The following is a 21,270-nucleotide window of genomic DNA, read 5'->3' on the forward strand; positions in this document are numbered from 1 at the left end:
TAAATAACTTCCAATTTTCATTGTTATTGGGGGATGGGCGGCCCGCCCGTCCTTTTTGGCCGGGCGGGACGCCCATCCCACTTTCAAGAGTGGAAGTTATTTAATTCTCATTCCTCACAGGAATTGCCAACGCCGTCAGCAACTTTACCGCCGCCGTAACAAAACCAAGTTTTTTTGCAAGGCACTCCCCCATTATTGCCTAATTTAATGATTTATGTCTTTTTTAGCTCAATCAGAGGTATTAAAATAGAGAGTGCATCGCGTTCTCTCCCCTATTTTGCCCCTAGCCGAAATACTTCTTGCATGGCTTGAATATAATGGGGGCGACAGTCCCGATAGCCGGAATAATCTAAAGTGTTGACGCTAATGTAAACGCCATCGGCGTTGAGAGTTTCGGCCCCAGCGATGCCAAAACTTAGAAAAATTGTATTGCGATCGATAACGTAGGTGATGGGCAGACTTTCGGACATTCGATCAAGGGTGCGATCGCGCTTAAGCGTCTGGCTATCCTGCAACCGCTTTGAAGGGAGCGATCGCCTCAACGGAGCTCTGATGGGGTACAATCCCGTATCACCAGCACGCCTCAAGAGGACTTTGATAGTCTAATTTTTGCACGTCCAAACAAAAACGAAGTCGCGCCGCGTAATATTACGCAGCAACTGGCAAAGTAATCACAAATTCCGTGCCCTGTCCTATTTGAGAATTCACCTCAATTTTGCCGTGATGCTTGGCAAGGATTTGATAGGAAATAGCCAATCCTAATCCAGTACCTTTGCCGATCGACTTTGTAGTAAAAAATGGATCAAATATCTGTTGGGTACTGGTGGCGGCAATTCCCGGCCCGTTATCCCGAATCTTGACGGTGACAGTATTGTCGGCCGTAATTTCCGTGCTCACCCAAATAGTTGGCGAATAGCCTTTGTCTTCCTTTTTCACCTCCTCCAGCGCATCTATTGCATTACTAATAATATTCATAAATACTTGATTCAGTTGCGCGGGATAGCACTCAAGCGCAGGCAAATTGCCGTATTGTTTAATAACTTGAATACCTTGTTTTAGTCGGTGATTGAGAATGACGAGGGTGCTATCAATTCCTTCGTGAATGTCGGCAGATTTCATTTTTCCGTCGTCCGATCGCGAAAAATTCCGCATGGATACGACAATTTCGCGAATGCGATCGGCTCCCATTTTCATCGAACAGAGGGTTTTTGGCAAATCTTCTCTGAGAAATTCGAGTTCAATGTCTTCGATGCGCTCTAGAATGGCATCTGGTGGGTTGGGATAATATTCTTGATAGAGAGTTACCAAACCTGCCAAATCTTCGATGTATTGGTTGGCATAGTCAATGTTGCCCCCGATGAAGTTGACAGGATTGTTAATTTCGTGGGCTATCCCTGCCACCATTTGACCGAGAGATGACATTTTTTCGGTTTGAATTAATTGGGATTGAGTTTCTTTGAGTTCTTTGGTATACTCGCTAACTCGCTGAATCAATTGATTGAAAGAGACAGCTAAAACTCCGATTTCGTCGTCGGTTGTGACTGGTACTTGCAGGTTAAAATTCGATTCGCGAGTGACTTGCTGAGCAAAATTAGTAACGGTTTCGAGGGGTTGGGCGATCGCGCGGCTGGTTTTGTCGGCTAGCGCGGCGGCGATGAGTGCTGAAATTAGCATACTCCCCAGAATAATTCGGTTTCGCAAATTTTCAGCTTCTTCTAATGCTTGGGTTCCTTGCTGTTTGTGAATTTCTACTGTAGAAATTAGCTCGGTTAAACTTTGAGCAAGCTTATCTAGTACGATCGCCTCTTGACCGCTGCTAGTCCTCAACATTTGTAGCTGTGCGGATTCGAGGCTGTTGGGCTGCAAATTCCAAACTTCCGCTTCTTTTAACTGCAATTTAATTAGCTGACCGTAGTAATCAATGACGAGGGCAGATTTCTTCAAGAAAGCCTGCAATGTGGCCTCTTCTGTTGCTAGTCTATCGGGATTTTCTCGTGCGAAAGATTCAATTTCTGAAATCAGGATTTTCGCCTGATTGATTTGCCCAACAAAGCGATCGTGTTCGTATTTCAGCGCCACAGTGTTTCCCAAAACAACTGGCAATCTCGCCGCGTGCGATCGGGCTTCAAATACGGTATTTTGCAAATTTTGTAGCATTTGCTGCTGCTGCCCAGCAACATTCACCTCAACTAAAGCTTGCTTGCGAAAGTAGTCTCCCAATCTCATTCCCGCACCAGTTCCCACAATCGCTATGCCGATAGCTAAAGCATAGCCATAGCTAATTTTTTGACCGATCCGCAAATGGTTGCATTCTGCCTTTAGCCCAGTTAGATTAATAGTTGAAGTCGGTAACAATTTTTTTTGAGCATAGTTCTCATGCTCTACTTTGCTATTTTTGGACTGACTGTGGTTAAATAATAACATTGGAAGTTCCTCCCAAAGAAATCAGGAGTAATTGAGCGAAGAAAAGCAGAAAGCACTAATGCTGAAGGCGGAAAGCAGTTTTGACTGTTTAATTTTGAATTTGGAAATCTTTAGCTCAAAACTTAACTCTTCCCCTATTATCTCGGTTTTTATACTAAAGTGTTTGTGATCTCTATCAACAATCTCTGTGATTATACCCAAATTTACCAACTTTATGGTAACAACGATTAGTATTTTTAGTCAGTTGGAACACAAGCCCCAACTACCGGCTCTCCCCGTTTTTCTTTTTCTGCCAGTTCTAGGTTTAATTCCAGCACTTTTGCTAAAATATCGTCGCTGTCAATAAATCCGTAAGCTTGCATTACTTGTCGATCGAGCTTAGCATGAAGTTTATAAAGTTGACTTGTTGGCTCATTAAAAAAATGTTATAAAGTAGAGTAATCCTCCACTGTTTTGCTGACATTTGTTGAGTGCGGTACAGTGAAGTAGTAAGCTCGAAGCGCGATCGCCTTTCTAATTTTTAAACCTTTTCTATTCTAATACTGTAGCAGGTTAAATAATGGTAAAGTATCAGTCTAAAAAATATTCCCTCGGTGAAAAACACATTTTAGCAGTCCGGGAGAATTTCGGAAGTGCCAAAGTGTATGGACAAAATGCACAGTCAGTGCTTAACAAAGCTACTGGATTTATCAATGCTTACGATTTTACGCTAAATCCCTACCGCGGTTGTCAGTATGGATGCAGCTATTGTTATGCTGCTGCTTTTAGCCCTAATTCAGAGATGCGGCAGGATTGGGGAAATTGGGTAATCATTAAGCAAAATGCAGCGGAAATTCTAAATAAAGAGTTGCAAAGATGGTACAAAAAACAACCCGATCGCTCACCTAGCATTTACATGAGTAGTGTCACTGATCCATATCAGCCCATTGAATCTAAAGAACAACTAACTAGGCACTTGTTAGAAGTGATGATTCCCTATCAACCGACATTAGTTATCCAAACTCGCAGTCCTATGATAACTAGAGATATCGATATTTTACAGCAATTTCAGCGATTGCGAGTTAACATGAGCATTCCCACTGGTAGCGAAAAAGTGAGGAAAGATTTTGAACCAAAATCGCCTAGTATTCCTGCGAGACTCAAAGCGATTGAAAAACTGAGATACAGCTTTCCTTACCGAGAAAATTGCGAAGTCAGATTTTCTATAACTGTGACGCCACTCCTCCCTACCTTACCGGAAGATGAAGCTAATTTTATTAGCAAGCTGGAAGTTGTAGATCGGGTGGTGATTCAGGATTTTCATGCCAGCAACGCGCGATCGCTAATTGCGTCAACTCGCGAGGAAGCATTAGCTCTTAAACACAAGTACGCTTGGTGGTACAATAGCGAACAACATAGTTATCGCAAGTTTAAAAATAAATTAATTGCGATGCTTCCGGGAGTTGAGATTATGGAAGGTAAAGAGGGATTTGGCTATGAGTAATCCGCTAGTCAATTGGTGGCATTCCCATAAGTTTAACGAAGCCGTTAAGAGTCAAAATAATCGAGTTGCCCAACAACTATTAAAACAAATAGAAAATTCCGGGGCAAAACTCTCATGGCAGCAGAAGCTATTTAAAGAGCGCCTACAGCTTGAGAAGTTATTGCATCAAAAAAATGATCGCATCAAAGAAGCCGATCGCCATTTAGAAGAATTAGAAATGCAACTAAGCTTCGGGCAACTTGACGATTCGCTGGGGCGGATTGATGAATTAACCTTGTTTCCCGACACAAAGTTCATTGAACATATTTCACAATCCTTCAACTTGATAGAATGCGATGCAAGTATGATTCAATGCACTGGCATTGATGACAAAGTATTTAATAATTTTGAAAAACATCTGGCTGGCTTCATCAAGAACGAGCTTAATAACTTGAGTCGTGAAAAAAATAATGTTGATTATTTACTTCAGCAAGCTATTGACGATATTCAAAAGCTGAAAGAAGGACAAGATCCTCAATACAACTTTGAACTCAGTCCTCACATCTATTTAATCAGGTATTTCCTCGATAACGTCTATTGTACATATCTAGCTTGGTTCCTGATTTACAAGGCTGGATTATTACCAACTAAAGTTAATATCCTTGATATAGCGGCGGGGCCGGGTACTGTTGCTTACGGACTCGGTTTGTTGCTGCAAAGCAGTAGCAACTTTTTTTCAATGCCACCAATGCACATATCCTACTACTCTCTGGAACAGCAAAAAGCTTTTCAATATCGCGGACTCCAGTTTTGGCGGCAGTACATGGAACCCCAGGCAATGAATGCTTACTTTCGGTTTGACACTTCTAGTATCTTTGATACGGAAAATCAATCTAAAAGACTGCCGAAAAACTTCTTTGATTTTATAGTGATTTCTCACTGTTTTTTTAAGGATGAGGAGAGAAGAGAAAAATCCCTTCAGATTTACAAGGATATATTTACAAACAGCTTGAATGATTCGGGTTACGCTTTGCTAATTATTCAAGAAAAGAAGTTGCTGATACCATACAATCTTCATCGAGTTGATGATTGCCAACAGGAGCTAAGTGTAGTAAGACAATTTGTTGATGAACTGGGCTTAAACTTAGTTTGGTATAAATATTTAAGTTCAACCGGTAGCAGGACATCCCATCCTAACTTTGGAAAGTTTGCTAGAGAAAAATTGTCAGTTCAGAAATTTATAAGTCCACTTTTTCGCCAGCACTTTAAGTTACCTTATGACTTAAATTATTCAGTTGATGACTATGTTATTTTAGCAAAAAAATAAGTACAAAATAGTTAAAAATTGGTGACAGAGTTTTTGACCTTTTTTGCTGCTTTTTTAGACGAATGCGAGCTGCGAGGCAGGGGTTCAAACCCCTGCCTGACTGTCGGACTGGATCAGTGACCGATCATCCAAGGCCGTCCCCCTCGGTGTTCGCGATTCCGCTGCGGTTTAGGTTCCTCAGAACGCTTAACTACCTCCGGTTCCCGATTTTCTTGACCTTTCAACCGCAGCTTTCCAGTTAGAATCATCGGCGGCGAAAAGATGCGTTTAGCAACAGTTTCGCAATTCGGGCAAAGCACCGGTGTATCTGCTTCTGCAAGAGGGCGCCACTTATCAAAAATGCCGCAAGTTTCACACTTAAAATCGTAAAGAGGCATATCAATTTTTGAGGGTAAATTTGGATGCAATGACTAGGGCGGGCCACACATTGTGTCAATTTAAGAATGAAACTCTATGTATATCTCGCTTGTATGAGAGTCTCGATCCCCCTAAATCCCCCTTAATAAGGGGAGTAGGGGTTGACTTTGAGAATATTTCTTGTCCCACCCCCTACTCCCCTTTTTAAGGGGGGTTAGGGGGGATCGGAAGGATTATGAACTCAGCCAGCAGACTGATACTACTTTGTTAATTTGACACCAATGACTGGCCCGGCCCGCCCTACTAATCAAGACGGCAGAATATCCATCTGGAAAATTTCTGTCGGTAAAGCAATAGTGCAGCAAGCATTGGGAATATCCACAATGCCACTGATGCGACCTTCAACAGGAGCACAGCTTAACAGTAAATACGCTTGTTCTCCGGTAAAACCAAACTTTTTCAAATATTCGATCGCATTCAAACAAGCTCGGCGATAAGCAACGTGGGCATCCATATAATACTGCTGACCCGTAAATTCATCAACAGAAATCCCTTCAAAAACCAGGTACTCAGAATAGCGGGGTTCCACCGGCCCGGGTTTGAAAATCGGGTTGACCATCGCGTATTTATCCATGCCACCTTTGATAATATCAACGTGGAGGTCGATGTACCCCGACATTTCAATTGCCCCGCAGAATGAAATCTCCCCATCTCCTTGAGAAAAGTGAATATCTCCCATCGAAAGTTTCGCACCTTCGACATAAACCGGGAAATAAATTCTCGAACCCCGCGACAAGTTTTTAATATCGCAATTGCCGCCGTGTTCGCGGGGAGGAACTGTGCGCGCCGCTTCTGCCGCAACTCGCTCGAACTCTGCCCCTTGCAGCGACCCCAAAACTGCATTCTTGGCGTTCGGCAGCGCTGCTAAAGGCGGCACTCTGTCGGGATTTGTTGCTACTAATTCCGCTTCCCGTTTGTTCCATTTATTCAACAATTCCTGAGAAGGAGCGCAGCCGATTAAACCAGGATGAGTAATCCCAGCAAACCTGACTTTTGGTATGTGTCTGGAAGCGGTATAAATTCCCTGAAAATCCCAAATTGCTTTAGCAGCAGTCGGAAAATGTTCGGTCAAGAAACCGCCACCGTTTTCTTTAGCAAAAATTCCCGTAAAACCCCATTCGTCTCCTTGCAAAGCCCCGATATCGAGGATATCGACTACTAAAATATCCCCCGGCTGCGCGCCGTTAACGTAAATTGGCCCGCTCAAAACGTGAACTACTGTTAAGTCTACATCGCGAATGTCGTCGGGATTGTCGTCATTTTTAATTTGTCCGTCTGTCCAGTCTTTGCACTCGATGCGAAATACATCGCCGGGATTGACGGAAACTACTGCTGGAATATCTGGATGCCAGCGATTGTGACCGACTAATTCCTGTTCGGACATCGGTTTGGTCAAATCAACTTTGAAGAGAACTTGAGGCATATTCTGCACTCCTCTAGTTACTGATTTTTACATGGTACCCGCATCTTCGCCGATCTGATGGTTGATAAATGTAAATTATTATACTAATAAGTGCAGAAACCAAAAATATTTCCGATAACGATTATCATTATTTAACTAATTGCAGGGAAGCGCCACAGTCGTGGTATGTTTTTGATCGGGAATGTTTTTAAATTAAAAAATTAGTGACTGAAAATTTGACCAAACAACATATAGATCAAGTTGAAAATGGATGGCACGGCTACCTGGATTTAGTCTACGCTAACCGCAGCGGTGCAACTCAAATCATTCACAATCAAATGCAAGCGCCCCTCAAGGTGCAGCGCCCGTTTTATCCCGAAGGGAAAGACGTTTGTCACAGCGTCATCTTGCACACGGCTGGGGGAGTTGTCGGGGGCGATCGACTTTCCAGCCATTTTCACCTCCAACCCAACGCCAAAGCCTTGATTACCACGGCAGCCGCTGGTAAAATCTATCGTAGCAGCGGACTAGAATCACAACAAAATATTGACATTCAGCTAGATACCGGTGCTAATTTAGAATGGCTGCCCCAAGAAACAATAGTTTTTGACGGCGCAATATATCGGCAAAATTTGCGGGTAGAATTAGCACCAACAGCGAGGATTTTACTGTGGGAAATTACCAGATTTGGACGCAGTGCTAGGGGCGAAAAGTTCTTGTCTGGAGAATGGCGATCGCACACCGAAATCTGGCAAGAAAACACCCCTTTATGGATTGACAGACAATTGCTCAAAGGTGGAGAAAAAATGCTCGAAAGTCCTCACGGACTCGCAGGAAAACCCGTAGTCGCCACCCTCGCTTGGGTAGGCGAACCCGTCACCACAGAGTTCGTGGAAAAAGTGCGAGATTTGCCATCTGAGGCAACAATTTATCCTGGTAATTCCACCGTCGGCGTGACTCGTATTCCTAACGGTTTGCTGTGCCGATATCGGGGTTCATCCACAACCGCAGCGAGAGACTGGTTTGTCAGCATTTGGCACTTGCTGCGCTTATCTTTTTCAGAACGCCCTTGCTGTTTGCCCAGAGTTTGGATAAAATAGGATGATATTTGAGTTTCAATGTATAATTGCCCTCCTAACGAGATTATTCATCTCTCTCTTCTGGAGACTCAGCGCCCTCTGCGCCCTTTGCGGTTTAATCATTCAGAAACAACCGTAAACGATATCATAACCCAATAATGCGATCGCACTTACAAGAATAAAAATGCAACTCACCCCCCAAGAAAAAGACAAACTGCTGATTTTCACCGCCGCCCTAGTAGCAGAGCGCCGGAAACAAAGAGGTTTAAAATTAAACTACCCAGAAGCACTAGCCTACATTTCCGCAGCCATTTTAGAAGGAGCCAGAGACGGCCTCACCGTCGCCGATTTAATGAGTTATGGAACAACTCTCCTGACGCGGGAAGATGTGATGGAAGGTATACCAGAAATGGTGCATGAAGTTCAGGTTGAGGCGACTTTTCCCGATGGAACTAAACTCGTTACAGTGCACGATCCGATCCGTTAAAAAAATCAACCACAGACACTCATAGGAGGAAAAGATGATTCCAGGAGAAATGATTGTTTCAGCAGGCGAAATAGAATTAAATGCCGATCGCCAAACGGTGCGGTTGCTGGTAGGAAATTCGGGAGATAGACCCATTCAAATCGGTTCACACTATCACTTTTATGAGGCAAACGAAGCCTTAGAATTTAATCGAGAACAAGCAAAAGGAATGCGGTTGGATATCCCCGCAGGTACAGCAGTCAGGTTTGAACCCGGAGATGAAAGGGAAGTTCAATTAGTGCCGTTTGTTGGTAGTCGTCAAGTCTACGGTTTTAATGGAAAAGTGAACGGTCATCTGGATGCTGAAGTATGAAGCCAGAAGGTAGTTCACGATTGTTGAGTTGGGAATTTGAAACTTTTTAACTTAAAAGTCCAAGCACTTTCAAAAAAGAATGCAACTGTAAGCTCTCTCCACACTATGATAGTGATCGCTCATCCCAATCCCAAATCGAAAATCGAAAATTGTATCACTTCCAGCCCTAGGCATGGAGAGTGATAAAGTAAGCTCAAAACTTTTTCTCTGCCTTCTGTATAACTGCCTTCTGGCTTTTTTTTGTTAGTTCAATCTCCTACTTTTGAGCTAGTTACAATCTGCCGTTTGCGGTATACCGTGGTTGTTAAAACTGCAAAGATATACAGCACAAGCGCGTGATGAACCCAAAATTAGTTGACCAGATCAAACAAACCTTGAAGCAGAGCTTGCTTGCCACATCAAGGCGTGTCTGGAGAACCCCGTTAGATCGGCGCACCAGCATCAAATTGTTAGATGACAGCATCGTTTATAAAAAGCAGCATGAACCCATCAATATACCCGCATTAACCTCGGTAAATAAAGTGCCTTCTCGGTTTTTTGCAACGGAAAAAACCGTGTCTTTTGACCCAGATTATGTTTGGAAGATTTCCCGGAATCAAAAAATAAATTCTCTAACTATTTGTACGTCTGGCAACACGCTGCTGAATAACAAGTTGCTTTTAGACTTGGATTTTCGGATTAGCGGAGCGGGCATTCTGGAATGGCCTTACAAACCTAACCAAATTACCTATCCGTTGGTAGTTGCTCCTTGGTCGCATTTGTGGTGCAGTTATTATGATTATATCATTTTTGTGCTGGCTAAACTTTGTCGAATTGAGGAGGCTTTTGGTAAGGAAATTTGGCAAGAAGCCAAAATTTGTTATCCTTTACGACATACAGATTTTGAGTTGGGCTTTATGACAAAACTCGGTATTCCTGAAAGTTCACTAATCGACACTAGGGCTAGAGATACGGGATATCATGCAGAAAGTGTGGTGGTGGGAAACAATCAAGACTGGTATTTTCCCAGTCCTTACGATATAGAGCTTTTGCGGAAAAAATTCTGTCTTAAGGAAAAGGTAAAGCCTTATAGAAAACTTTATCTGTCTAGAAGCGGCAGGCGTCAGGTTAAAAATGAATTACAAGTGCGAGAGGTTTTGAAAGAATTTGATTTTGAAATTTTGGAAGATATCTCGCGCCCTGTTGATGAACAAATTCGTCTGTTTGCAGAAGCGGCGGTGGTTGTCGGCCCTCACGGGGCTGGTTTTACAAATTTGCTGTGGTGTCAGCCGGGAACGAAAGTATTGGAATTCTTTTATGGAGGGTACACTCCGCCATATTTCTATTACATTTGCCAGCTATTGGGATTAGAATACTCCCGTATGGTTGATGACCACAATGTAGCGGAAGATTGGAGTTTCATTGGCATGGATATGACGGTGGATGTGGAGATTTTGAAAAGGGAAATCCAGAAAAAGCTGGAGTAAATTTGCCCGTTCATAGCATTTTCGATTTTCGCTTGGCAAGAATTGATGCCGATCGGGGTTTTAAAGCGTGCCTAATGTTGTATTTTTTTTTACTGTTGCAGATTGAGGAACTCGTCACATACTATAATTCAAGTGGGTCTCAACTGCTAACTAAAAATTTATTAATATTGGGAGCGAGCATGAGTTACAGAATGGAGCGCCGCGCTTACGCGGAAACCTTCGGGCCGACTGTGGGCGATCGCGTCCGGTTAGCCGATACAGAATTATTCATAGAAGTTGAAAAAGACTTTACAACCTACGGAGATGAAGTTAAATTTGGCGGTGGCAAAGTCATTCGGGACGGCATGGGACAGTCGCCTATTTCTAATGCAGACGGCGCTGTTGACACGGTAATTACTAATGCTTTAATATTAGACTGGTGGGGAATTGTTAAAGCAGATGTTGGCATTAAAGACGGCAAAATTTACAAAATTGGTAAAGCCGGAAATCCTTATATTCAAGATAGGGTAGATATTATTATCGGGCCTGGTACTGAAGTAATTGCCGGTGAAGGAATGATTCTCACGGCTGGGGGAATTGACACTCACATTCACTTTATTTGTCCGCAACAAATAGAAGTGGCGATCGCCTCTGGAATCACGACAATGATCGGCGGCGGCACTGGCCCCGCAACGGGTACAAACGCCACAACCTGCACTCCGGGGCCTTGGCATATGTACCGAATGCTGCAAGCTGCTGACGCTTTCCCCGTAAATCTAGGGTTTTTAGGTAAAGGAAATAGCAGTCAACCTCAAGGATTAATTGAACAAATCTTTGCCGGTGCAATGGGTTTGAAACTCCACGAAGATTGGGGAACTACACCAGCAACGATCGACACTTGTTTGAGTGTAGCTGACGAGTACGACGTGCAAGTTGCAATTCACACCGACACTCTCAATGAAGCGGGATTTGTGGAAGCTACAATTGCCGCATTTAAAAATCGCGCTATTCACACTTACCATACCGAAGGTGCTGGCGGCGGACACGCACCGGATATTATTAAAGTGTGCGGACAAGCTAATGTTTTGCCCTCGTCAACTAACCCGACTCGCCCTTACACTGTCAATACTTTAGAAGAACATTTAGATATGTTGATGGTTTGCCACCATTTGGATCGAGGCATTCCTGAAGATGTGGCTTTTGCTGAATCGAGAATTAGAAGGGAAACTATTGCTGCTGAGGATATTTTGCACGATTTAGGTGCGTTTAGTATGATTTCTTCTGATTCTCAGGCGATGGGAAGAGTTGGGGAGGTGATTATTCGGACTTGGCAAACTGCACATAAAATGAAAGTGCAAAGGGGGAATTTGAACGGGCAAGATGCCCGTTCCACAGGTGATTTATACGGGCAAGATGCCCGTTCCACAGGTGATTTATACGGGCAAGATGCCCGTTCCACAGGGGGAGAAAATGACAATTTTAGGGTGAAGCGGTACATTGCGAAATATACAATTAATCCGGCAATTACTCACGGAATTAGTCAGTATGTCGGTTCCGTGGAAGAGGGGAAATTGGCGGATTTGTGTTTGTGGCGGCCGGCTTTTTTTGGGGTGAAACCGGAACTGGTAATTAAAGGAGGGGCGATCGCCTACGGGCAGATGGGAGATGCTAACGCCAGCATTCCGACGCCGCAACCGGTGCATATGCGGCCGATGTTTGGCAGTTTTGGCGGGGCGATTGGGGCGACTTGTCTGACGTTTGTTTCCCAAGCTGCGCGCGATCGAGATATTGCCGCACAGCTCGGTTTGCAAAAGCCCACTGTAGCAGTTTCTGGCACGCGACAAATTAGTAAAAGAGATATGAAACTCAACGATTATTTGCCACAAATGGAAGTCGATCCAGAAACTTATGAAGTTAGGGCGGATGGGGAATTGTTAACTTGCGAACCGGCAACAGTTTTGCCAATGGCCCAGCGGTACTTTTTGTTTTAACTGATATTTTGCACCATTTTCAGCAACAGGCTTTTCGGCCTGTTCCACAACATATAAATTTTCTTGTGGAACAGGCATTTTGCGTCAGCAACAGGCTTTTCGGCCTGTTCCACAACATATAAATTTTCTTGTGGAACAGGCCGAAAAGCCTGTTCAGAAAAAGCTAATTGACAATGGTGCAATCTCTCAGTTTTAACCGATTATACAATCATGTAGGGGCGGGTTTTACCAACAATATTTGCCCAAAACCGACAATCTCAAAAACCCGCCCCCACCCAATGGCAAATCCTCATCTTACTTCATTCGGGATTTGATTTCCTGTTAGAAAAATTGAGCGATCGCACTATCAAACCCTGACACAAAAACCAAAAATAAAGTGCAATATTAATCCCGCTCAATAGCTTCGGTAAGCTGTCGCGCATTTAAATTGTATATTCAGGGCGGGCGGGACGCCCAACCCCTAATCCCCACAAGACTTTGATTTTTGGCGTTGCTGATTTACGGTATGAAAGACTAAATATGCCAGTCATAGAAACCAGTATCGACAAAGCTTGAGAATTTTCAACTTTTTTTTCATAAGCGGTTACGCATTTAAAGGAGGATAAGCTGTTGTGCATTTAAATTGTATATTTCGAGTCCCCATCAAAAATCGTCAAATCCTCTCCCCCTCTCCTCTTCTCCCCCTCTCCCTCTCTAATACCATAGGCAATCTAGATGCAACACAGCTTAGTAGGGTGCCCAGCGTAAATAAGCGTTTCCCATGTATAGTCTGTGTTCGCTTCTGACGCACCTTACCTGGATCGTTAATGGTTTAAATGCTCCACAGCTTACCCTGATTAAGCAACACCTTATTTTTTATTTATTATCACCTCAAACTCAGGAGAGTCTTAATCGCTTGGTAAACTCAATTTTAATACCTGTCCAACTGATACCTCGTGCTTGTGCGTCGCTACTACCACCGCACCTTCTAATCGCGGATCGTAACATCCAACCCAAGCCGCCGGATGACATTCGTGCACTAAATACCCGTACAGCCAAATTGCTCCTCTACCTTCAATGACAATTCCTTGGCTTAATTGAACGTCTTGAGGAAGTTTCAAACCTTGTAAATCATCGGGTGTGATGATACCGTCTTGAGTGGTAATTCGCAAGCGCAAATGTTGGTAAGCTAAACCGTCTTGAGTTTGATGGGGGATTATTTTTAATTCAATAGGATTCATAGGATTCATAGGATGCAAAAATGTTGAAGGACGCGATAAAATCATATCATGTCCGGTAGTATGGGCGGGGGCGGGTTTATTATATTGTAGATTATGGGCAATTATTGTTGGTGAACCCGCCCCTACAAAATTTAATATCATACAAGTCCGAATCAAACAGACATGATATCATCTACCTTTTTAGGGTAAATTGGGAATCCGATCGCCAACTTTGAGTCCCAATTGGGCCGCCCTTCCGCCTCTGAGTTCAATAACTCCGTCAACGGGAACATCCGGGCCGTAGTTGGGGCAGGTTTCGCTCAAACACGGCGGTACGTTAGGAATTATCGCCTGCACGACGCCTTCCCGCAGAAAAACCATATCGAGTTCAATCAACACGTTTTTCATCCAAAAACGCACGTTTCGCGCGGGTTCGATGGGGAAAAGCATTCCCCTGTCGTCTGGCAATTCTGTGCGAAACATTAAACCTGTGGCTTGTTCTTGGGGAGTTTGCGCCACTTCCAGTCCGATCGCGCGATCGGCTATAATCGTGTTAACAGAAATTGGCAAAAGCTGACCCATATCTATCCCGCCAAACAGCGACATAAAGTTGGATTCAGTCAGATTAGAATTTCCCGAGACAACTCCTAAATAATTACCAGAATTTTTATCTTTCATAATAGTTTGGTTGTCGGAAACTGAAAGCTCTAAATCGCTAAAATTCATGCCTTCGGTCAAGACAATTTGATCATTGCCGTTGCCAAAATCTGTAATTATATCGGCTTCTGTAATAGTAGATGCGGCGGCGGTTTTTTCCATCACAAATAAATCATCCCCCGCGCCTCCTGTTAAGATATCCCCGCCTTCGCCACCTATTAGCAAATCGTTACCCCGATCGCCAAAAATCCAATCTTCACCTTGTCCTCCATAGATTGTATCGCTTCCTTGACCACCCGACAGCGTATCAGCGCCTTCATTTCCGGCTAGCGAATCATTTTCCCGATCGCCAAAAATTCGGTCATTTCCCCCCAAACCTTGAATAGTATCATTACCCGCAAATCCTCTCATCGTATCGTTGCTGAGAGTTCCCGCGAGAAAATCGAAGCCGAAAGTACCGTCGATGTTAACCATTTTGCGTTTAATGATGCGTTTAATAGAAGGAAGATTTGGCGATCGGCATCCGCCAACCGGTACCAAAAGCTCGATCGCTAATTTTCAAACCAGGGGCTGCTTGCCGCCGTTTAAACTCCGCTTGCCTCACTAATTTTACTACACGTTTAACCACCGCTTCATCGTGTCCTGCAGCGACAATTTGTTGAACCGATTCGTGATGTTCGATCAACCGCTGCAAGATGTCATCCAAAACATCGTAATCCGGCAAAGAATCTTGGTCAACTTGCCCCGGTTTCAGTTCAGCACTCGGGGCTTTATTAATAATATTAACCGGAATAATTTCCTTGTCCAGGGGCGGGCACGGGGGCACCGCCCCTACATATCCGCCAGAATTCAGCCACCTACAAAGCGAATAAACACGAGTTTTCGGCACATCAGAAATCACCGCCAATCCCCCATTCATATCGCCGTAGAGAGTGCAGTAACCCACCGCCATTTCCGACTTATTCCCAGTCGAAAGCAGCAAATGTCCGAACTTATTAGAAATTGCCATCAACAGATTGCCTCGAATCCGCGATTGAATATTTTCCTCAGCAATTCCGAAAGTTGTATTGACAAACAAATTGGCGAGAGTGCGATCGTAAGTTTCCATCAAATCCTCGATCGGCAACATTTCGATCGCAATGCCAAGATTTCGGGCTAATTCCAAAGCATCATTAACCGAATGATCCGAACTATAAGGAGAAGGCATCAACACCCCTAGAACATTTTCGGGCCCGATCGCGCAACTGGCGATCGCAGCCACCAAAGCCGAATCTATTCCGCCACTCAAACCGAGTACAACCTTAGAAAAACCGCACTTGCGAACATAATCTCGCACTCCCAAAACCAAAGCCGCCCAAATTTCGGCATCTCCTTCTGCCGGATGAAAACTCAAATCAGTTGTGGAACGGGCATCTTGCCCGTTCCCGCCGCTGCCAACGCCACTGCCGATCGAACCTAGTTTTTGTCGTCCTTCACCTAATCCCAAATCAGTTGTGGAACGGGCATCTTGCCCGTTCCCGCTGGCAACTAAATCTTGTTTAGCTGCGTCATATTCCAGCACCGCAAAATCCGTTTCAAAAGAAGCTAATAGCTGAATTAAATCACCCTTTCGATTTACAGCAAAACTGCTGCCATCAAAAATAATATCGTCATTTCCCCCTATCTGATTAGCGTAAATAATCGGTATCCCGCAGCGGATGACGCTGTGCTGCAACATACCCGATCGCACTCCCCGCTTCCCCGCAGAATAAGGCGATGCCGACAAATTCACCACTAAATCTACACCCAATTTTGCCAAATCGGAAACCGGATCGCCCGCGTAACTGCGTTTACCCCAAAACTCCTCATTGTTCCACAAGTCTTCACAAATTGTTACGCCGATTTTGACTTCGCCAATAGAAAAGTAATTGCTGTTTTCTCCCGGTTCAAAATATCTATCTTCATCAAATACATCATAAGTAGGCAACAAGCGTTTATGAAAAACTTGTTTGACCACGCCATTTTGCAACAAAACAGCGCTATTAAACAAGGATTTTCCGCCGAGTTTAACAGCATTAGCATTAGGTAAGGCAGTGCCGACTATGACTGCCAACTCCGGCGGCAAAGCTTGCGCTAGTTGCAGCAACTGTGCACCTGCATCTGCAATGAAACTCGGATTGATTAACAAATCGCGCGGCGGATAACCGATCAGGGAAAGTTCCGGTGTTAGCAATAAGTTTGCGCCCTCAACCTCAGCTTTTTTCGCAGCCTCCAGAATTAGGTTGGAGTTGCCAAAGATATCACCAATAGTAGGGTTGAGTTGTGCGATCGCAATTTTCATCTCACCAAATCACCTAATAAATATTGCTAACAGTCCGCCCGCGCGGACTCACTTTCCTATAGTCCTAGATTTGAATGTAGCGAAAGATTACTTGGATTTGTAATGTTTCAACTCTTCCTCAATATAATAATTTACCAAATCCCGGTAAATATTTTCAACCACATCAGGATTCAAACCCGATTCTTGAGCCCACTCGCGCCGCTGCTGTAACATATCGTGAAAGCGATCGAACGATTTAACGCTAGCTTCACTCGTTTTGAACCTTGCGGCAGCGATGACGTATTGAAATCTCTTGCTCAAAGCCTCGATCACTTCTCGATCGATAATATCAATTTCCTCCCGAACTTCGTGAATATTAGCGCATTCATCAGGGTCTTTCATCGTCTGCACTCCTTAATAGCTTCTATTCTAATGTTACTAAATTGATCCCAGAATGTCATCCAAGTAACAGCTAGATAAACACCAGTGGCTTATTTTTGAAAGGAGCAAAAGCGGCCGCATCAAAGCGGTACAAACTAGCAGGGCGGCCAGCCCCCCGCGAAACCTTAACACCGGTATCGCACAAAAAACCCAATTTTAACAATCGAGATCTAAAATTAGAATAATCAGAAAAAGTTTCCCCCAAAATAGTTGTATAAAGCTGATACAAATCGCTCAAAGTAAAAACATCCGGCAAAACTTCAAAAGCTACCGGACTGTATTCAAGTTTGTTACGCAATCGCCGGTATCCGTATTCGAGAATTTGATTGTGATCGAAGGCCAGCTTAGGAACTTGTTGCACGGGATACCAAGCAATGCCGCCGACGCGGTGGCCCACACCCGCCACTACACTCCCAGCAATTAACTCAGCTTCCTCAAAGCGAACCAAAGCAAAATAACTCACCGAAAGATAGCGATCGCCCCTGGTAATTTCCCGAGGATCGCGCCCCGGTTCTCCGAAAGTATACAATTGCTCCAGATACAAATTTTTTACCCGAATTTTCTCAGACAAAATTCGGTAAGCCGCATTTTCAAGAGACTCACCCTGACGCACCAAAGTACCGGGAAGACTCCAAGAATCGATAAACGGTTCGTCTTGCCGCATTACCAACAGCACCAACAAGCGGTTCTGCACGGTATCGACGGAAAAAATAACATTATCTACTCCTACTTTAAAGTCAGCTAATGAGCAACCTTCGCCCTTTTTCGTGCCTCGTGCCATGCGTACAAATGCTCCCTATTGATGTAATCTTCGATGGTCGGAGTCAGGGCTTGGGTGTCTCCTGTTTCCCGATAGAAGGTAGAAGAAACATTGGGACCATTCAAAGATGCGATCGCCACGTCTGCACCCATGCGCCTCAACTGCCACAAATCTAATTGTTCTGACGGATAACCCGGTCGCGGTACTATCAGCAAGTCCACTTGTTTTAACAATTGTTCAAATTTGTACCAGCGAGACAGTTGCCCCACCAAGTCAGAACCGATTACCAGCGTCAAATCTGCATCCGGCCACAGCAATCTTGCTTGTTCCACAGTTTCCACAGTCCTCGGACTGCTGAGTTCTGGATGCAAGCAAAGATTGTGTCTGGGCGAATTAATTTCTTGAATCATTAACAGCAGCATTGCCGATCGGTGTTCTAGAGAAGTTTGGTGCGACTTAAAAGGATTGTCCGACGCCCAAACTGCTACCCAATCAAAATGTTGGGAAAGCCAACTCAGAATTGTTTTGTGTCCCGCTGTGGGTGGATCGGCACTTGTTCCAAAAAGAGCAATCTTCTGCATAGGGAATCGGTAATTGTTAACTGTTGACTGTTAACTGTTGACTGTTGACTGTTGACTGTTGACTGTTGACTGTTGATTGTTGACTACTGACTAATGACTAATGACTAATGACTACTGACTACTGACTAATGACTAATGACTACTGACTAATGGCTCTTTTTCGTTTTTTGGGTGAGACTCTGCAAATCTGTAGAAATTTCCACCTGCGGCGAAATCGGGTTGTCAAGTTGGCGAGTTTCGGGGCGCAGACTGGCGACAGAAGCAGCAGTTCGTTTGGCGATATCGTCCAAACTTTCCGGCTTCTGCACTCGTGTGCCGTCCTTTACAACCAACTCCATTAATGGTAAGTAAGAATCGCAATTCTTAATATTTTCTCCCGACAATCCCAAACAATCTGTGAGAATTTGCCCATTTTCAATATGTCTAAAAATTTGCTTTCTTCCTGGATATGTTACCTTGCCGCTTGCCTCTTTCATCACCGGAATTCCGTCAATTTCCACCAACTTATAAACACCGTTCACAGGGGAACCGCTGACCAACTTCGTTCCTAAACCGTAACCGTCAATGCAAGCACCGCTACTTTTTAATTTAGCAATTTCTCGATCGTCCAAATCGCCACTAGCAAAAATTGGAACGCCCGGAAGGATCGATCGAACTTCCCGAGACAGCACCGCCAAATCGCCCGAATCCAGCCGCACGCCTTCCAACTGCATTTCACCGCTGTTGACTCGATCGGCCAACATCCGCGCCGCCGCCACAGTATCATAAGTATCGATCAGCAGCGGCGCCCCCGGAAAATAGCGGTGAAAAGCTGCAAACGCCTGATTCTCACTGCCTTCGAGGGCCGCCACAGCCATTACCAAAGCATGGGCGATCGTACCTACAGGTTTGCGGCCCAACTTCAAAGCAGCCAAAACATTAGAAGTTCCGTCGAACCCCGCAGCCAGAGCCGCCCTAGCCGCCCAAACAGCAGCTTGAGGCCCAAAAGCCCTGCGCGTCCCGAATTCCAGCAACTTAGCCTCCGGGCCCGCCACATCCCGCAGCCGCGCTGCCCGCGTCGCAATCAAAGTTTGATAATTTATGGCATTCAATAAATAAGTTTCCACCAACTGAGCCTGCCACAGAGGAGCCTCAATTCGCAGCAGAGGCTCGTTGGCAAACACCGCCGTCCCCTCCGGCACCGCCCAAACATCGCCAGTAAAACGGGCTGTGGCGAGTAAAGTCCAAAATCGCTCTCCTGCGCCAGCAAAAATCCCAGTGGACTGCAAAGCCTCAATTTGCGCCGGCGAAAACCGAAATTTTTCCAAATAATCGATAACTTGCGCCAAACCCATCGCGATCGCGTAGCCAAAACCTTCTGGCAGCCTGCGCGCGAACAACTCAAAACTCGCGGCCCGCCCGTCGAGCCCTTCCCCGACGTAACAAGCGGCCATCGTTAGCTGGTAGAGATCGGTCAAAAGGCTGTAATCTGCTGAAGAAACCGTCAGTTCCCGGTCTTCTAAGATTTCGTCAAAACCTGTGAGCTGCAGGCTTTCTGTGGTAGTTTTCATAAAAAAACCCCGGACAAACTTCTTTTTCTTAATTATAGTGACAAACACCATATCTTTTTGTAAATATTTGATGAAGATTGCAGATATTTGTCGGATAAATTCGCTGCTTATGCCCTTTAATAGCGGATTGAGGTTAATTTGTAGATTAATATTATGGTAAAGTCCATATAAATACTGAATTTAACAAACTCAGGAATTAAGCACAAACACTCAAGCGTGCCTGGTTTTTTGCGAAAATATTTCCTTGCAGCCTTTGAATAGAGTTAGAGAACGCGGTTTCTGAGCGTCGGAGGGCGATCGCGACTGCTTGAGTTGAGCAAGGAAAAATCTACCACCAAAAGGTCGATCGTCCAAAAATGCGTAATTTCTCAAACCTTCAGCTTGCTTTATTGTTGCAGACCAATAAGTAATTCAAATAAATATTGCTAAACTCATCCACAGCCAAAAAATCAGAGTAATATTAAAAGTATCAGAACTCAGACAAGAGAGGCAGATTCTATGAATCTTTCTAAATCTTTGGCAAACGCGATGCGTTACGTTTCGGAAGCAGCGGTGCGGATTTTTAGCCCCAGCGATGACAACTATCCCAATAGTGGAGTTCAACCTTTTGAGGGTAAGCTTTCCAAAAGTGCTAAATCCAAAGAATGAACAGCCATTCCCGCCGTTTCTAGCGAGTTCGGCACAGGCATTCAGTTTAACAGTCAACGGTTAACAATTAACTGTTGACTGTTAACTTTTGACTGTTATGTTAATAGTAATGGTAGGGTTTCCCTTCCTTCTACCCCACCTACCATTACCAATTACATTGAACTTCCACAATTGACAAAAGGCATATTCAGTGTAGAGTAAGCTTTTGAAATAAAGATTTTTGGCCGCGGTTTACTGCGTATAAATTAGAGAAACCCCAAGCAAAACTAGAACCTTTTGTTGCACTGGGGTTGGTTCACTAATTTTATCAAAAATCAAACTATATAGCAATCCTTGCAGGTGTCGTAAATGTTTTACCGACCTCATTGAACAAATCGCAGCACATTTTAAGTTGCTACTTCGATACTTTAGAGTAATTCTACCCATTGACAAAAGTGTTTTTAGCTTAACTGGTGACCAATGTGTAGGCCCTGGCTGCGGGCGATACCTAGCCGAAAGTTCGGGTCATTCCCCGGTCTGAAGACTGGCTGTAAGCTGGTCTTTTTGTTAGCTGAAAACTCTACTGTTAGTTAGGTCTTACGAGGGTTAATTGTCGTAAAGTGATGTTACAGGCAAGCTGCAAACAGGAGTGAGAACATTCAAGTAATTGCACGGAAGCTTTGAACGTTTGTTGGGAAATTGTTTGTGCCTCAATTGACTTGCAAGGAATTTCCCCTTCAAATACACCCCTGCTTACAGCCGCGATCGCA

Annotated in this window: 21 protein-coding genes; 8 read left to right on the forward strand and 13 right to left on the reverse strand. The window is 44.3% G+C overall.

Going from position 1 to position 21,270, the window contains the following annotated elements:
* Positions 1-272: 272 nt before the first annotated feature.
* From QUB11_RS31305 to QUB11_RS17505, 3 genes are all read right to left on the reverse strand, one after another.
* Positions 273-563 carry a 7-cyano-7-deazaguanine synthase gene (locus tag QUB11_RS31305; protein WP_445300784.1) on the reverse strand — a complete coding sequence of 97 codons (291 nt, stop codon included), beginning with the start codon at positions 561-563 and terminating at the stop codon, positions 273-275.
* Positions 564-648: 85 nt separating this feature from the next.
* Positions 649-2,424 (reverse strand): ATP-binding protein, encoded by a 1,776-nt coding sequence (locus QUB11_RS17500; protein WP_333204552.1) that lies wholly within the window; start codon positions 2,422-2,424, stop codon positions 649-651.
* 236 nt (positions 2,425-2,660) lie between these two features.
* The gene (locus tag QUB11_RS17505; protein ID WP_333204554.1) at positions 2,661-2,786 is read right to left on the reverse strand and encodes a hypothetical protein; all 126 of its coding nucleotides are present in this window, start codon (positions 2,784-2,786) and stop codon (positions 2,661-2,663) included.
* Positions 2,787-2,983: 197 nt separating this feature from the next.
* Between QUB11_RS17505 and QUB11_RS17510 the strand changes: the two genes are divergently transcribed.
* Both QUB11_RS17510 and QUB11_RS17515 read left to right on the forward strand, forming a co-directional pair.
* On the forward strand, positions 2,984-3,907 hold the full coding sequence (locus QUB11_RS17510; RefSeq protein ID WP_333204556.1) for a radical SAM protein: 924 nt from the start codon (positions 2,984-2,986) through the stop codon (positions 3,905-3,907).
* On the forward strand, positions 3,867-5,213 hold the full coding sequence (locus QUB11_RS17515; protein WP_333391271.1) for a photosystem II assembly protein: 1,347 nt from the start codon (positions 3,867-3,869) through the stop codon (positions 5,211-5,213). The genes QUB11_RS17510 and QUB11_RS17515 overlap by 41 nt, the downstream gene beginning before the upstream one ends.
* Positions 5,214-5,326: 113 nt before the next feature.
* On the opposite strand, the gene QUB11_RS17520 is transcribed toward QUB11_RS17515, so the two are convergent.
* Positions 5,327-5,590, reverse strand: coding sequence for a zinc ribbon domain-containing protein (locus tag QUB11_RS17520; RefSeq protein ID WP_333204560.1), 264 nt, complete (start codon positions 5,588-5,590; stop codon positions 5,327-5,329).
* Positions 5,591-5,877: 287 nt separating this feature from the next.
* Positions 5,878-7,053 carry a formamidase gene (fmdA, locus tag QUB11_RS17525; RefSeq protein WP_333204561.1) on the reverse strand — a complete coding sequence of 392 codons (1,176 nt, stop codon included), beginning with the start codon at positions 7,051-7,053 and terminating at the stop codon, positions 5,878-5,880.
* Between the two features lie 203 nt (positions 7,054-7,256).
* Between fmdA and QUB11_RS17530 the strand changes: the two genes are divergently transcribed.
* From QUB11_RS17530 to ureC, 5 genes are all read left to right on the forward strand, one after another.
* On the forward strand, positions 7,257-8,132 hold the full coding sequence (locus tag QUB11_RS17530) for an urease accessory protein UreD (protein WP_333204564.1): 876 nt from the start codon (positions 7,257-7,259) through the stop codon (positions 8,130-8,132).
* Between the two features lie 163 nt (positions 8,133-8,295).
* Positions 8,296-8,598 carry an urease subunit gamma gene (gene ureA / locus QUB11_RS17535; RefSeq protein ID WP_015179363.1) on the forward strand — a complete coding sequence of 101 codons (303 nt, stop codon included), beginning with the start codon at positions 8,296-8,298 and terminating at the stop codon, positions 8,596-8,598.
* 34 nt (positions 8,599-8,632) lie between these two features.
* Complete coding sequence (locus QUB11_RS17540; protein ID WP_333204566.1) at positions 8,633-8,950, forward strand: urease subunit beta; 318 nt, start codon at positions 8,633-8,635, stop codon at positions 8,948-8,950.
* A gap of 338 nt (positions 8,951-9,288) precedes the next feature.
* Positions 9,289-10,416 (forward strand): glycosyltransferase family 61 protein, encoded by a 1,128-nt coding sequence (locus tag QUB11_RS17545; protein ID WP_333204568.1) that lies wholly within the window; start codon positions 9,289-9,291, stop codon positions 10,414-10,416.
* A 179-nt stretch (positions 10,417-10,595) separates the two neighbouring features.
* Entirely contained in the window at positions 10,596-12,386 is a 1,791-nt protein-coding gene (gene ureC / locus QUB11_RS17550; protein WP_333204570.1) for an urease subunit alpha, read from the forward strand.
* Positions 12,387-13,273: 887 nt separating this feature from the next.
* On the opposite strand, the gene crn3 is transcribed toward ureC, so the two are convergent.
* The 8 genes from crn3 to QUB11_RS17590 all read right to left on the reverse strand — a co-directional run bounded on the left by crn3 (position 13,274) and on the right by QUB11_RS17590 (position 20,245).
* Positions 13,274-13,606 (reverse strand): CRISPR-associated ring nuclease Crn3/Csx3, encoded by a 333-nt coding sequence (gene crn3, locus QUB11_RS17555; RefSeq protein WP_333083735.1) that lies wholly within the window; start codon positions 13,604-13,606, stop codon positions 13,274-13,276.
* A 180-nt stretch (positions 13,607-13,786) separates the two neighbouring features.
* Positions 13,787-14,716, reverse strand: coding sequence for a DUF192 domain-containing protein (locus tag QUB11_RS17560; protein ID WP_333204572.1), 930 nt, complete (start codon positions 14,714-14,716; stop codon positions 13,787-13,789).
* A gap of 19 nt (positions 14,717-14,735) precedes the next feature.
* Positions 14,736-16,562, reverse strand: coding sequence for an NAD+ synthase (locus QUB11_RS17565; RefSeq protein ID WP_333204574.1), 1,827 nt, complete (start codon positions 16,560-16,562; stop codon positions 14,736-14,738).
* Positions 16,563-16,649: 87 nt separating this feature from the next.
* The gene (locus QUB11_RS17570; protein ID WP_333105335.1) at positions 16,650-16,943 is read right to left on the reverse strand and encodes an isochorismate lyase; all 294 of its coding nucleotides are present in this window, start codon (positions 16,941-16,943) and stop codon (positions 16,650-16,652) included.
* 70 nt (positions 16,944-17,013) lie between these two features.
* Positions 17,014-17,763: an NrtR DNA-binding winged helix domain-containing protein gene (locus tag QUB11_RS17575; RefSeq protein WP_333204576.1), complete on the reverse strand. Its 750-nt coding sequence runs from the start codon at positions 17,761-17,763 to the stop codon at positions 17,014-17,016.
* Positions 17,724-18,323 carry a nicotinate-nucleotide adenylyltransferase gene (locus QUB11_RS17580; RefSeq protein WP_333204578.1) on the reverse strand — a complete coding sequence of 200 codons (600 nt, stop codon included), beginning with the start codon at positions 18,321-18,323 and terminating at the stop codon, positions 17,724-17,726. Before QUB11_RS17580 ends, QUB11_RS17575 begins: the two co-directional genes overlap by 40 nt.
* 146 nt (positions 18,324-18,469) lie before the next feature.
* Positions 18,470-19,873 (reverse strand): nicotinate phosphoribosyltransferase, encoded by a 1,404-nt coding sequence (locus tag QUB11_RS17585; RefSeq protein WP_333204580.1) that lies wholly within the window; start codon positions 19,871-19,873, stop codon positions 18,470-18,472.
* Between the two features lie 210 nt (positions 19,874-20,083).
* On the reverse strand, positions 20,084-20,245 hold the full coding sequence (locus QUB11_RS17590; RefSeq protein WP_333204582.1) for a hypothetical protein: 162 nt from the start codon (positions 20,243-20,245) through the stop codon (positions 20,084-20,086).
* A 126-nt stretch (positions 20,246-20,371) separates the two neighbouring features.
* Here QUB11_RS17590 and QUB11_RS17595 point away from each other — a divergent pair, with 126 nt between their 5' ends.
* A complete protein-coding gene (locus QUB11_RS17595) occupies positions 20,372-20,521 on the forward strand; it encodes an isochorismate synthase (RefSeq protein ID WP_333056328.1) in 150 nt (49 codons plus the stop codon).
* Positions 20,522-21,270 lie beyond the last annotated feature (749 nt).

This window comes from Microcoleus sp. B6-A1 (assembly GCF_036705085.1).
Classification (GTDB): Bacteria; Cyanobacteriota; Cyanobacteriia; order Cyanobacteriales; family Microcoleaceae; genus Microcoleus.